Origin of the sequence: Stappia indica (genome assembly GCF_001696535.1) — a bacterium.
Taxonomy (GTDB): Bacteria; Pseudomonadota; Alphaproteobacteria; order Rhizobiales; family Stappiaceae; genus Stappia; species Stappia indica.
In genome coordinates, this window is the sequence record NZ_MBQE01000005.1 from 363,802 (window position 1) to 377,226 (window position 13,425).

Here is a 13,425-nt window from a genome sequence, read left to right on the forward strand (position 1 = left end):
CGTCATGACCAATGCCGTCGACCGGGCCTGACCTTCCAGCGATCTCGGAGCCAATTCGATGCTGATGCAATCCTTGCTCTTCGTCGCCCTCGTTGTCGGAGGGACGGCGCTCATCTCCTGGCCGCTCGGCCGCTACATGAAATGGGCGATGGACCCTGCCGATCCGTCGGCCGGTCTCGCCGGCTGGAATACCCGCGTCATGCGGATCGTGGCCGGTTCCCTCGCGGCGCCGGACCAGACCTGGAAGCGCTACATGCTCGCCATGCTGGCCTTCAACGTGGTCATGTTCCTGGTCACCTACGCCATTCTGGCGCTTCAGCAGCACCTGCCGCTCAACCCGGACGGCAAGGGCGCCCTGGAGGGCAGCCTGATCTTCAACACGGCTGCCTCGTTCACCTCGAACACGAACCTCCAGCACTATTCGGGCGAGGTGTCGCTCAGCTACCTGTCGCAGCTTGCCGGGCTGATGTGGCTGCAGTTCGTGTCGGCGGCGACCGGCATCGCCGCGCTCGCCGCGCTCGCCCGCGGTCTGGCGGGGCGTCCGCTGGGCAACTTCTTCATGGACGTGCAGCGGGCCTCGTTCCTCGTGCTGCTTCCGGTCGCCTTCATCGTGGCGATCCTGCTGGTCCTCGGCGGTGTGCCGATGACCTTCGAAGGCGCGGTCCTCGCCACAACGCTGGAAGGCGTGCAGCAGACCATCGCGCGCGGGCCGGTCGCCGCCTTCGTCTCGATCAAGCAGCTCGGCACCAACGGTGGCGGCTTCTTCGGTCCCAACTCGACCCATCCGCTGGAGAATCCCGGCTTCTGGACCAACATCCTCGAAATGTTCGCCATCATCATCATCCCGATGGCGTGCGTGTGGATGTTCGGCCGGATTGTCGGCCGCCTGCGCCACGCCGGCGTCATCTCCGCGGTGATGCTGGGCTTCATCGCGGTCAAGATCACCGGGGCCGTCTATTTCGAGTCCGCTCCGACTCAGGCTTTCGCCGATCTGCCGATCGAACGCACTGTCGGAAATCTTGAGGGCAAGGAGCTCCGGTTCGGCGCCACCGGAGGGCCGCTCTGGTCCATCCTGACGACCTCGACCTCGAACGGCTCGGTCGGTTCGATGCACGACAGTCTCAACCCGATGACCGGCCTGATGCCGATGGTCGGCATGTGGCTCAACTCCACCTTCGGCGGCGTCGGCGTCGGCATGATCAACATGTTCCTCTACATCGTCGTCGGCGTCTTCATCGCCGGCATGATGATCGGCCGGACGCCGGAATATCTCGGCTGGCGCGTGGAAGCGCGGGAAGTGAAGCTCGCCCTGTTCGCGCTGCTGGCGCACGGCCTCTTCATCCTGGGCGGCACGGCGATCTTCGCGGCCACGCCATGGGGCGCCGACACGCTCAACAATGTCGGGCCGCATGGCTTCAGCGAGATCCTCTACGAGTTCACCTCGGCCAGCGCCAACAACGGGTCCGGCTTCGAGGGTCTCGGCGACAACACCGTGCCCTGGAACATCGCAACCGGGATCGTGATGCTGCTCGCGCGGTTCATTCCGATCATCCTGCCGCTCGCGATCGTCGGCTCGCTGTCGTCGAAGCGCCGCAGCGCGGAGTCGAGCGGCACGCTCAGCGTCGAAAGCGGCGTCTTCGCCGCGATGCTCGCCTCGACGATCTTCGTGGTCGGCGCGCTCACCTTCTTCCCGGCAGCGACGCTCGGCCCGATTGCCGAACACGTCATGTTCATGAACTGATGGGGTCTGGAAAGATGCACCTTCTCGTCTCAAGCATCCGCATCGCCGCAGCGACCATGCTGATCTGCGTCGCCGGGTATGCAACCGCCGTCTGGGCCCTGGCCCAGGCCATCGCTCCGGACACGGCCAATGGGTCTTTGATCGTTGGACAGGGCGGTGCGGTCGTCGGCAGTCGCCAGGTGGCGCAGGCCTTCACCGAACCGCGCTACTTCTGGCCGAGGCCCTCCGCCGTCGATTATGATGGCGCGGGCGCCGGCGGCAGCAACAAGTCGCCGACGAGCACCGAGGTCGCGAACCGCGGCCGCGAGCTGGCGGAACGCTACGGCGCGACGCTGGACAACCCGGTCCCGGCCGATCTGGTGTCCGCGTCCGGAGCAGGTCTCGACCCGCATATCTCCGAGGAGGGCGCACTCTATCAGGCCGGCCGCGTGGCTGCCGCACGCGGCCTTGAGACAGCGCCGGTCGAGAAGCTCGTCCGTGGGGCGGCAGTCTCGCCGGGCGGCGTCCTGACGCCGGGCCGCATCGTCAATGTCCTCGAGCTCAACCTCGCGCTCGACGCGATGGAGCGAACGTCAGGACGTTGACGGGGAAGCGCTCATTGGGCAGCAGTCTGGCCGATGAGCCAGGAGGCCGTGCCCATCGGGCGCCCCATCCATGACAGCCGCCTCCGGCGCAGGCTTTGCCGGCCCGGAGGCGGTGTTTCGGAGCAGGATGACCGGATCGGGAATTCGAGCGGCGAAACGGCCGATAGGCTATTGGACTGTCGGGCTCTTGCCTTTGATGGCCTCGGCATGGCGGAAATGGCGACATGGGTTCGGAAGACTTGACGCGCGACACATCACGGCCCTCTCCCGACGCGCTGCTGGAAAAAGCGGAGCAGGAGACACGCGGCCGTCTCAAGATCTTCCTTGGCGCCGCGCCCGGGGTCGGCAAGACCTACGAGATGTTGCTGTCCGGCCGCGCCCGCAAGTCCGACGGCGACGATGTCGTCATAGGCGTGGTCGAGACCCACGGCCGGAAGGAAACCGAGGCGCTGGTGCGCGGTCTCGAAGTCGTTCCGCGGACCGGGATCGACTACAAGGGCCGTGTCCTTCAGGAGATGGACCTCGACGCGGTGCTCGAACGCAATCCGGCGCTGGTGCTGGTCGATGAACTGGCCCACACCAACGCGCCGGGCAGCCGTCACCCCAAGCGCTATCTCGATGTCCTGGAACTTCTCGAGCGGGGCATCGACGTTTACACGACGCTCAATATCCAGCACCTCGAAAGCCTCAACGACGTCGTCGCCCAGATCACGCGCATCCGCGTGCGGGAAACGTTGCCGGACTCCGTTTTCGAGAAGGCGGACGACGTCGAGATCATCGACATTACGCCGGACGATCTGATCAGACGGCTGAACGAGGGCAAGGTCTATGTGCCGAGGACTGCCAAGCGCGCGATCGAAAACTATTTTTCCCCGCGCAACCTGACGGCGCTGCGCGAACTGGCATTGCGCCAGACCGCCCAGCGGGTCGACCAGCAGTTGCTCTCGCAGATGCGCCAGAGCGCCATCGAGGGGCCGTGGCCGGCCGGCGAGCGCGTTCTCGTCTGCGTGAGCGAGGATCCCCGGTCGGCCGGGCTGGTCCGGTATGCCAAGAGGCTCGCGGACCGGCTGCATGCGCCCTGGGTTGCCTTGCATGTCGAGGGGCGGCGCACTCAGAGCCTGGACGACGACGGCCGCGACCGCATTGCCGAGGCGCTGCGGCTGGCGCAGCATCTGGAAGGGGAGGCCGTAACCGTTCCCGGCGGCGACGGCCGGATCTCGGCCGATGTGGTCGCCTATGCCCGCGCCAACAACATCACGCATATCGTCATCGGCAAGAGCCGTCGGTCCCGCTGGTTCGAGATCCTGCACGGCTCCGTGGTGCACGAGCTCGTCCGTCACGCCGGCGACATCAGCGTCCATGTGGTGGCCGGGAGCAAGCCGACCCGGATCCTGGCGTCGAGGGCCACCGTCGCCGCCGCGGAGGCGCGTTGGCGTCCGGACTGGAAAGCCTATCTCAAGTCGACGATGGTTGTTGCCGCGGCGATCGGCTTCGGCATGGCGCTCTGGCCTTGGCTCGGCGTCGAACACGTCGCGCTGATATTCCTGACGGGCGTGGTCACCGTGGCCGTCTGGTTCGGCCTGCTGCCGTCGCTCTACGCCAGCGTTCTGTCGGCTGCCTGCTACAATTTCTTCTTCACCGACCCGTACCATACGTTCCTGATCTCACGGCCGCGCGAGATCGTCGCCGTCGTCTTCTTCACGATCGTGGCGGTGATCGTGTCGAATGTCGCCGCCCGCGCGCGAGCGCAGACGGTTGCCGCCAAGGCGCGGGCCCGAACGACCGAGTCTCTCTACTCCTTCAGCCGCAAGCTGGCCGGGGCCGGTACGCTGGACGACGTGCTGTGGGCGTCGGCCCACCAGATGGCGTCGATGCTCAGGTTGCATGTCGTCATCCTGCTGCCCGAGAACGGCACCGTGGCCGTCAGGGCGGGTGTGCCGCCCGACGATACGCTGGTCGATGCCGATATCGCCGCCGCGCGGTGGGCCTGGGAGAACAACCGTCCGGCCGGGCGAGGCGCCGATACCTTGCCGGGCGCTTCCCGTCTCTATGTTCCTCTCACGACGGGCGAGACGCCGGTGGGTGTCGTCGGCCTGGACAGCGACAGGGAAGGCCCGCTGCTCACGCCCGAGGAACAGCGTCTGCTGGACGCGCTGGCCGACCAGGCGGCCGTCGCGATCGAGCGCATTCAGCTTGTCGCGGATGTCGACCGGGCAAAGCTGGCCGCGGAAGCCGACAAGCTGCGCTCCGCATTGCTTGCGTCGATATCGCACGATCTCAAGACACCGCTTGCGGCCATTCTCGGGGCGGCCGGGAACCTTCGCGACTATTCGACGGCACTTCCGGAAACCGACCGTACGGAGATGCTGTCCACCATCGTCGATGAATCGGAGCGATTGAACAGGTTCATCGCCAATCTCCTCGACATGTCCCGGATCGAGACCGGAGCGATGGAGCCCAACGCCTCCCTGCATTATCTCGACGACATGGTGGGCTCGGCGCTCCGCCGGGCGAAGAAGATCCTGTCGCGCCATCAGGTCCGGACCGATGTTCCTCCCGACCTTCCGATGCTCAAGGTGGACCCTGTCCTGTTCGAGCAGGTGATCTTCAACCTCCTCGACAATGCTGCGAAATACGCGCCGCCGGAAACCGCAGTCCGGATCCGCGCCTGGGAGGATGGGCGCTGGGTGATGATCCAGATACTGGACGAGGGTCAGGGCATTCCCCCTGCCGATCTGGAAAGGGTCTTCGACAGCTTCCATCGTGCCCGCAAGCGGGATCACGTCCTCGCCGGCACGGGCCTCGGGCTCTCGATATGCAAGGGGTTCGTCGAGGCCATGGGGGGCACGATCACGGCTGCCAACCGGGCCGACCGCAGCGGCGCCGTCTTCACGATCCGGATGCCGGTTCCCGCTGACCTGCCAAGATTGGATGACGTACGATGACCAGCCCCGCCGTCAGGATACTCGTCGTCGACGACGAGGTGCCGATCCGCAAGCTGCTGCGCGTTGGTCTCTCGGCCGAGGGATACAGGGTCGTCGAGGCGATGAATGCCAGCGAGGCGATGGCGAGCGTCGCGGCAGGCGAGCCGGACTTGATCATCCTGGACCTCGGTCTTCCCGACATTCCAGGGCACGATCTCCTGGCCAGATGGCGCAACGAACAGGTCGAGTTGCCGATCATCATCCTGTCGAGCCGGACCGACGAAGCCGGCATCGTCCGGGCGCTCGAGCTCGGCGCCGACGACTATGTCACCAAGCCCTTCGGCACGAAGGAACTGGTGGCGCGCATCCGCGTCGCACTGCGCCACAAGCTCCAGCAACAGGGGGAACGTCCGATCTTCCGGACCGGCGCGCTCGCCGTCGATCTGGTCAAGCGGATCGTCCGGGTCGGCGACACCGAGGTGAAGCTCTCGCCCAAGGAGTACGACATCCTGCGCGTTCTCGTGCAGCACGCCGGCAAGGTCATCACCCATCGGCACTTGCTGGAGGAGGTCTGGGGCGGATCCGCCGATGTGCAGTACCTTCGCGTCTATGTCCGCCAACTCCGCCAGAAGATCGAGCTGAGCTCCGACGAGCCCCAATACATCACGACGGAAACGGGGGTCGGTTACCGGCTGCGCGAAGCCGATTGAGGCCGCCCGGCAAGGGAACCTCGCGCTCCGTCACGTCCAGAACAGGGCGAGGCCGGCAAGGCCGGCACCGACGGTGGCCAGCGTCACCGGCCAGCCGACGCGCAGGAAGTCGATGAAGCGGTAGCCGCCGAGCCCGTAGGCCAGCGTGTTGTTGTGGTGGCCGATGGGCGTGAGGAAATCCAGCGAGGCGCCGATGGCCACCGCCATCAGCAGCGCGGTCGGCTCCACGCCGAGCACGCCCGCCGTCTCGATGGCGATGGGGGCGAGCACCACCGCGGTCGTCGCATTGTTGACGAGCGGTGTCATCACCAGCGCGGCGCCGAGCAGGACAGCCGCCGCCGTCATGGTATCGCCGGGCGTCAGCAGTGAGGCGATCCCCCCTGCCAGCATCCCGGCCGTGCCGGTGGTCTCGATCGCGGTGCCGAGCGGCAGCGTCGCCACCAGCACCAGCACGATCGGCCAGTTGAGATCGCGCAGCGCCGCCCGCAGGTCCAGCCGGCCGGTCACCACCAGAACGGCGACGGCCGCCCCGAGCGCGATCTCCGGCGGCAGCAGGCCGAGGGCGGCGATGCCGATGCCGGCCAGGATGATGGCGAGCGTCGGGGCCGAGGCCGGGTGACCGGACGGGGCTGCGGCCGGGTCCTGCGAGATCGCCAGCAGCCCGTGATCGTCCACCAGCATCCGGATCGCCTCCGCCCGGCCGGAGAGATGCAGGATGTCGCCGGCCGTGAGCCGGATGTCGGCGAGGGTGCTGTCGTGATGGTCCGCGCGGGTGGTGAGGCCCCGGATGTCGATGGACAGCTCCTCCACATCGCCGATGGATCCGAGGCGCGAGCCGAGCAGGCTGCTGTGCGGCATCACGGCTGCGCGCACGCGGATGCTGTCGGCGGCCGCCGCCTCCCGGGTCTCGTGCTCGCGAAGCTGCCCGCCGGCGAAAAGGCGGGCGAGCTCCTCCGCGCCGCCGTCCACCAGCAGCCGGTCGCCGGGCTGCAAGATGGTCCGGTCTGTCAGGGGGAAGAGCTGCTTCTCGCCGCGCCAGGCCGAGACCACCCGGCCGGCGAGGCGCTCTTCCAGGTCGCTCACGCTCGGCGGGGTGTCGGCGACGACCGCCTCGCAGATGAGCCGCTCGCGCGGGCCCCCGGTGGAGGGGGCGCCGGCGGCATCCGCCGCGCGCAAGGGAAAGATCTGCCCGCTCCACAAAACGAGCGCGGCGATGCCGGCGACGACGACCAGCGCGCCGGTCGGCAGGAAGTCGAGAAACGCGAAACCGCTGCCCCGTGCGCCGGCAAGGGCGGAGCTGACGATGAGATTGGCCGGCGTTCCGACCACGGTGCACAGGCCGCCGAGCAGGGTGGCGAAGGCGAGCGGCATCAGCAGCCCGCGCGGGTCGAGACCGGCGCTGCGCGACAGGGCGAAGGCAACCGGCACCAGCAGGGCGAGCGCGCCGATATTGTTGATCACCGACGACAGGACCGCGCCGAGCAGACAGAGCAGGGACAGGATCTGCCAGTCGTGCAGGCGGCGCGCCGTCATCCAGCGGCCGATCCGCTCGACCGCGTGGCTGCCGTGCAGCGCCTGCACGATCAGCAGCACCTCGCCGACCGTGAGCACCGCCGGATGGACGATGCCGGACAGCGCGTCGCGCAGGGGAACGAGGCCGAGCAGGCAGGCGAGCGACAGTCCGGCAATCGCGACCGTCTCGATCCGCCAGCGGTCGAGCGCGAAGACGGCCAGCAGGCCGCCCAGCAATGCCAGAAGAAGTGCCTGATCCAGCGTCACGTCGGCCGTGGTCCTCGACTGCTGTTCTTGAGCCGGTGTCGTCGGGCGCAAGCCCTGTGCGGGAGCCTACTCGCGGACCCAGCTGCCGGCGAGGGCATTTCGGATCTTGGCAAGGATCGGCCCGATCTCCTCCGGCTGGGGACGCGGGAAGGTGTCGGCGCCGGGTTCGGTCGCTGCCGGAGTGGCTGCCGCGACGAGATGGCAGGCGATGACATCCCATTCGGGCGCGGTCAGGCCGCAATCGGTGTTGGGCAGGACGACCAGTCCCGGCACGTCGCCATGGGCAATGCACGAGTACCAGATGAGGAAGTTGCGCGGCGAGGCGAGCCGCACGAGGCCGCCGCCATGCCGGAAGGCCGACAGCACCTCACCGATCAGCGTGTCGGGCGTGCGCTCTCGCTGCCAGGGGCTGGTGCTGGCGAGCGCGAGAACCCGCGGCACGGCGGCCGGTCGGCCGCTTTCGGCCGTCGCGTGCCTGTCCTGCCGCGGGGTCCCTTGCATGGCCGCGTCCTTTCGTGCGCTGCTCAGCGGATGCTGTAGAGCGCAAGGGGCGCGATTGCCGTCTGCTCCGGCTCGGGCGCAGGCGTTGCGGCGGTCGCGGCGGACCCGTCGCCGGCTGCGGGGTAGACCCGCCAGGTTCTGGGGCGGAACGAGATCTGGCTGCGGGTCGCTGCCGGATGCTCGATCGGCACGTCGATCTCCACCCGGTGGCGTCCGCCGCCCAGCTCCAGCTCCAGCCGCCGCGTGCCGGCGAGCCGTCGGCTGCCGGTGACCGTGCCGGCAAGGCAACCGCCGCAGCCCGAGAGCACCTCGACCTGATGCGGGCGGAAGAACAGCACCGCCTCGCCGCTGCCCGAGGCCGGCAGGCCGAGCGCCCGGTCGTCGAGCCAGAGCTGGCCGTCGGCGATGCGCACGGGCACCTGCGACGATTCCCCGATGAAGCGGTGGACGAAGGGCACGGCCGGCCGGTCGTAGACCTCGTCCGGGGTGCCGACCTGCTCGATGCGGCCCTGGCTCATCACCACCACCCGGTCGGCGAGTTCCAGCGCCTCTTCCTGGTCATGGGTGACGAAGACGGTGGTGTGGCCGGTGCGGTCGTGGATCTCGCGCAGCCAGCGGCGCAGATCCTTGCGCACCTGTGCGTCGAGCGCGCCGAACGGCTCGTCCAGCAGCAGCACCCGCGGCTCGATGGCCAGAGCCCGGGCCAGCGCGACGCGCTGGCGCTGCCCGCCCGAAAGCTGGGCCGGATAGCGCTGGCCCAGGCCCGAGAGCTGGACGAGGTCGAGCAGTTCCTCCGCCCGGCGCCGGATCTCCGCCCGTGCCGGGCGTTGGGCGCGCGGGCGGACCGACAGGCCGAAGCCGATGTTTTCCAGCACGGTCATGTGCCGGAACAGGGCGTAGTGCTGGAAGACGAACCCGACCTGGCGCTCCTGGACGGAGCGGCGGGAGGCATCGTCCTCGCCGAAGAACACGGTGCCGGCGCTGGGCGCCTCCAGCCCGGCGATCAGGCGCAGCAGGGTCGTCTTGCCGGAGCCGGACGGGCCGAGCAGGGCGATCAGCTCGCCGGAGCGGATGTCGAGCGAAACCTCGTGCAGGGCCGGGGTCGCGCCGAAGTCCTTGCGGACATTGCGGATGGATAGCTCCATGGACGGATCTCCTAATGTCCGCGCACCGCCGCCATCTGGCCGGCGTAGCGCAGTTCGATTGCGGTCTTGAGGACGAGGGTGACGAGCGCGAGCGCGGCCAGCAGCGAGGCGACGGCGAAGGCGGCAGCGAAATTGTACTCGTTGTAGAGGATCTCGATATGCAGCGGCATCGTGTTGGTCAGGCCGCGGATATGGCCGGAGACGACGGAAACCGCCCCGAATTCGCCCATCGCGCGGGCATTGCAGAGAAGCACGCCGTAGAGCAGGCCCCAGCGGATGTTGGGCAGGGTGACGTGCCAGAAGGTCTGCCAGCCGCTGGCCCCGAGGCTCAGGGCCGCCTCCTCGTCGGCGGTGCCCTGTTCCTGCATCAGGGGGATCAGTTCGCGCGCCACGAAGGGGAAGGTGACGAAGACGGTGGCGAGCACGATGCCCGGCACGGCGAACAGCACCTCGATCCCGTGGCTCTTGAGAAAGGGGCCGAGCAGGCTGCCGGAGCCGAACAGCAGCACGTAGACGAGGCCCGAAATCACCGGCGAGACCGAGAAGGGCAGGTCGATCAGGGTGATCAGGAAGGCCTTGCCCTTGAACTCGAACTTGCCGATGGCCCAGGCGGCGACAACGCCGAAGACGAGGTTGAGCGGCACCGCGAAGGCGGCGACGATCAGCGTCAGCCGGACCGCGGCAAGGGCGTCGGGCTCGATCAACGCCGCCGCCCAGGCGGCGACGCCGTTGCGTAGCGCCTCGCTGAAGACGGCCAGCAGCGGCAGCAGCAGGACGACGGACAGGAACGCCAGCGCCAGCGCGATGAGCAGGGCGCGCGCCAGCGGGCTTTCGCTGGTGGCGCTGGCGCGGGTGAGCCGGCGCGGGAACGGGGCAACGTCAGCCATTGCTGTACCTCCTGCGGCTCCAGGCCTGGATGAGATTGATGACGAGCAGCATCGCGAAGGAGATCATCAGCATCAGCGCGCCGATGGCGGTGGCGGCGGAGTAGTTGAACTCCTCCAGCCGGATGACGATGAGCAGCGGTGCGATCTCGGTGACGAAGGGGATGTTCCCGGCGATGAAGATCACCGAGCCGTATTCCCCGACGCCCCGGGCGAAGGCGAGGGCGAAGCCGGTGAGGCTCGCCGGCATCAAGGCGGGCAGCAGCACGCGGAACACGGTGGCGAAGCGCCCCGCACCCAGCGTTGCCGCCGCTTCCTCGACCTCGCGGTCGAGATCCTCCATCACCGGCTGCACCGTGCGCACGACGAAGGGCAGGCCGATGAAGACGAGCGCGATGACGATGCCGGGAAAGGCGTAGGCGATGCGGATGCCGTGTCCGGCGAACCAGCTGCCCAGCGGTCCGTTGGGCGCGTAGATGGCGGTAAGGGCGATGCCGGCGACGGCGGTCGGCAGCGCGAAGGGCAGGTCGACGACGGCATCGATGATGCGGCGTCCCGGAAACCGGTAGCGGACCAGCACCCAGGCGACGACGAGGCCGAACACCAGGTTGACGAGGGCGGCGACGAAGGCGGCGCCGAAGCTGACGCGCAGCGCGCCGAGCGTGCGCGGATCGCCGGCGATGCGCAGGAACTCGTCGAGCCCGAGCCCGGCGGAGCGCCAGGCCAGCCCGGCGAGCGGGATCAGGATGATCAGCGTCAGGTAGGCGACCGTGTAGCCGAGCGTGAGCCCGAAACCGGGAAGCACGCTCGGCTGCCGGAACCGCCAGCCGGAAGAGGCGACTGCGGTCATGGGAGGATCACCGTGCCGGCTGGTAGATCTGATCGAAGACGCCGCCGTCGCCGAAGAACTCCGGCTGCACCTTGGCCCAGCCGCCGAAGTCGTCGATGGTGACCAGCTCCAGATCCGGGAAGCGCTTCAGGTCTTCCGCGTTCGCCAGTTCAGGGCGGGCCGGGCGGTAGAAGTGTTTGGCGGCCAGCGACTGGCCGACCTCCGAATAGAGGAAGTCGAGATAGGCGCTCGCGACCTCCGTGGTTCCCTTGGCCCTGGCGTTCTCTTCCACCAGGGCGACGGGCGGCTCGGCCTTGATCGAGAGGGCCGGCACGACGATCTCGAACTGGTCGGGGCCGAGCTCTTCCAGGGCGAGGAAGGCCTCGTTCTCCCAGGCGAGCAGCACGTCGCCGATGCCGCGCTGGACGAAGGTGGTGGTGGAGCCGCGGGCGCCGGTGTCGAGCACCGGAACGTGGCGGAAGAGCTCGGAGACGTAGTCGCGCACCTTCGCCTCGTCGCCGCCGAACTCCTTGAGGGCCCAGCCCCAGGCCGCGAGGAAGTTCCAGCGCGCCCCGCCGGAGGTCTTCGGATTCGGGGTGATGACCTCGACCCCGTCCTTCACCAGGTCGCTCCAATCGGCGATGGCCTTCGGATTGCCCTTGCGGACGAGGAAGACGATGGTCGAGACGTAGGGAGCGCTGTTGTTTTCCAGCTTGCCGCGCCAGTCCGCCGGGATCTTGCCGGTCGCCTCGGCGACGGCGTTGATGTCGGCTTCGAGCGCCAGCGTCAGGACGTCGGCCTCCAGCCCGTCGATGACCGAGCGCGCCTGCTTGCCCGAGCCGCCATGGGAGACCTGGATCGTGACGGTGTCGCCGGTCTTTTCCTTCCAGAAGGCGGCGAAAGCCGGATTGAACTCCTTGTAGAGCTCGCGGGTCGGATCGTAGCTGACGTTGAGGATGGTGATGTCCGCCGCGCCGGCAGGGGCGGTGAGGCCGAGGGCGAGGGACAGCGCGAGGGCGGTCTTCAGACTTCGGATGCGGGTCATGGATGCCTCCTGGTTTCAACGTTTTTAATCTCTATCGATTTAGTCGAGTTTAAAAACAAACCAGAGGCGGAATAAAGGCTCCTTTGGAGAAAAATTATCCAGGAATGGATGCGAGGGTGGTTTGCAGCTGTCCCTGGGGGGCGAGGCAGTCGGCAATCGTGGTCGTGTCCAGGATGGCGCGATTGGCCTCCGCGACCCGTGCGAAGACCCGCCGGATCTCGCAGCTCGTCTCGTCGGTGCAGCCGTCGCAGCGGCGATAGGCGGTGCGGCTGAGGCAGGACAGCGGCGCCAGCGGGCCTTCGATGATGCGCAGGATCTCGCCGAAGGTGATGAGGTCGGGCGACTTGCGCAGCATGTAGCCGCCGGTCTTGCCGCGGCGGCTGACGACGATGCCGTGATGCTTCAGGTCGAGCAGGATCTGCTCGAGAAACTTCTTCGGGATGTTCTGGGCTTCGGCGATCTCGGAGGTCATGCGCACCTCGTCCGGCGTCGCCCGGGCAAGGGCGATCACGGCCTTCAGTGCATATTGGGTCTTCTGCGAGAGCACGCGGATCTCCTGTGAGGTCGGTCGTTCGACCTTGGGTGCGACCCTAAGCCAAGCGGCCGTCCGGGGGAATGGTCTGCGGAGGCAGGCCGCGCGGCAGTCCTGGTTCGCCATATAAATATATCAGACAAATATACAATTGGGGTATTGAAGCCTGAAATCATCTGCTGGGGGCAGGTTCGCCCCTGCCTCCGGCTGGCGCGCGTCCCGCAAATCGTCTATCCGGGCAAGCGCCGAAGTGGACGATCGTTCGCAGCACAGGCCGGGGACCGGGCTTCCATGCTATCCATGAAGGGCAAATACGGGCTGAAGGCCATGTGCCATCTGGCGGGACTGCCGGCCGGCGAAATGGCGCAGTCGTCGGAGATCGCCGAGGCCAACGCGATCTCGAAGAAGTTCCTCGACACGATTCTCGCCGACCTTCGCAATGCCGGCTTCGTCCATGCCCGCAAGGGTCGCGCCGGCGGCTACTGCCTCGCCCGGCCGGGCGAGGACATCATGGTCGGCCATGTGCTGCGGGTTCTGGACGGGCCGCTTGCGCCGATCCCTTGCGCCAGCCGCACCGCCTATCACCGGTGCAGCGACTGTCCGGACGAGACCGCCTGTTCCGTCCGCCTGACCATGCTGGAGGTTCGCGAGGCGATTGCCTCCATCCTCGACACGCGCTCCATCGAGGCGATGCGAGGAATGGCGGGAGGCGGCGACCTCGAGACGGCCGCCGCGCTCCACGAGGCGTGAG

Annotated in this window: 12 protein-coding genes; 5 read left to right on the forward strand and 7 right to left on the reverse strand. The window is 67.8% G+C overall.

What is annotated here, in order from left to right; translation table 11 throughout:
• Positions 1-58: 58 nt before the first annotated feature.
• The 4 genes from kdpA to BBX35_RS19150 all read left to right on the forward strand — a co-directional run bounded on the left by kdpA (position 59) and on the right by BBX35_RS19150 (position 5,959).
• The gene (gene kdpA, locus BBX35_RS19135; protein WP_083206437.1) at positions 59-1,741 is read left to right on the forward strand and encodes a potassium-transporting ATPase subunit KdpA; all 1,683 of its coding nucleotides are present in this window, start codon (positions 59-61) and stop codon (positions 1,739-1,741) included.
• 14 nt (positions 1,742-1,755) lie between these two features.
• A complete protein-coding gene (locus BBX35_RS19140; protein ID WP_067223503.1) occupies positions 1,756-2,325 on the forward strand; it encodes a potassium-transporting ATPase subunit C in 570 nt (189 codons plus the stop codon).
• Between the two features lie 224 nt (positions 2,326-2,549).
• Positions 2,550-5,270, forward strand: a complete 2,721-nt coding sequence (locus BBX35_RS19145) for a DUF4118 domain-containing protein (protein WP_067223505.1) — start codon at positions 2,550-2,552, stop codon at positions 5,268-5,270.
• Positions 5,267-5,959: a response regulator transcription factor gene (locus BBX35_RS19150; RefSeq protein ID WP_067223508.1), complete on the forward strand. Its 693-nt coding sequence runs from the start codon at positions 5,267-5,269 to the stop codon at positions 5,957-5,959. The genes BBX35_RS19145 and BBX35_RS19150 overlap by 4 nt, the downstream gene beginning before the upstream one ends.
• Before the next feature lie 30 nt (positions 5,960-5,989).
• Here the strand turns inward: BBX35_RS19150 and BBX35_RS19155 are convergent, their stop codons facing one another.
• From BBX35_RS19155 to BBX35_RS19185, 7 genes are all read right to left on the reverse strand, one after another.
• Positions 5,990-7,738 (reverse strand): SLC13 family permease, encoded by a 1,749-nt coding sequence (locus BBX35_RS19155; protein ID WP_067223510.1) that lies wholly within the window; start codon positions 7,736-7,738, stop codon positions 5,990-5,992.
• A 66-nt stretch (positions 7,739-7,804) separates the two neighbouring features.
• Complete coding sequence (locus BBX35_RS19160; protein ID WP_067223512.1) at positions 7,805-8,239, reverse strand: hypothetical protein; 435 nt, start codon at positions 8,237-8,239, stop codon at positions 7,805-7,807.
• A gap of 23 nt (positions 8,240-8,262) precedes the next feature.
• Positions 8,263-9,384: a sulfate/molybdate ABC transporter ATP-binding protein gene (locus tag BBX35_RS19165; protein WP_067223515.1), complete on the reverse strand. Its 1,122-nt coding sequence runs from the start codon at positions 9,382-9,384 to the stop codon at positions 8,263-8,265.
• Positions 9,385-9,395: 11 nt separating this feature from the next.
• Complete coding sequence (gene cysW, locus BBX35_RS19170) at positions 9,396-10,271, reverse strand: sulfate ABC transporter permease subunit CysW (protein WP_067223518.1); 876 nt, start codon at positions 10,269-10,271, stop codon at positions 9,396-9,398.
• A complete protein-coding gene (gene cysT, locus BBX35_RS19175; RefSeq protein ID WP_067223520.1) occupies positions 10,264-11,118 on the reverse strand; it encodes a sulfate ABC transporter permease subunit CysT in 855 nt (284 codons plus the stop codon). The genes cysW and cysT overlap by 8 nt, the downstream gene beginning before the upstream one ends.
• 7 nt (positions 11,119-11,125) lie before the next feature.
• Complete coding sequence (locus tag BBX35_RS19180) at positions 11,126-12,142, reverse strand: sulfate ABC transporter substrate-binding protein (protein WP_067223522.1); 1,017 nt, start codon at positions 12,140-12,142, stop codon at positions 11,126-11,128.
• A 94-nt stretch (positions 12,143-12,236) separates the two neighbouring features.
• A complete protein-coding gene (locus tag BBX35_RS19185; RefSeq protein ID WP_067223525.1) occupies positions 12,237-12,689 on the reverse strand; it encodes an RrF2 family transcriptional regulator in 453 nt (150 codons plus the stop codon).
• A 276-nt stretch (positions 12,690-12,965) separates the two neighbouring features.
• Between BBX35_RS19185 and BBX35_RS19190 the strand changes: the two genes are divergently transcribed.
• Positions 12,966-13,424: an RrF2 family transcriptional regulator gene (locus BBX35_RS19190; RefSeq protein ID WP_067223527.1), complete on the forward strand. Its 459-nt coding sequence runs from the start codon at positions 12,966-12,968 to the stop codon at positions 13,422-13,424.
• The last annotated feature ends 1 nt before the right edge of the window (position 13,425 follow it).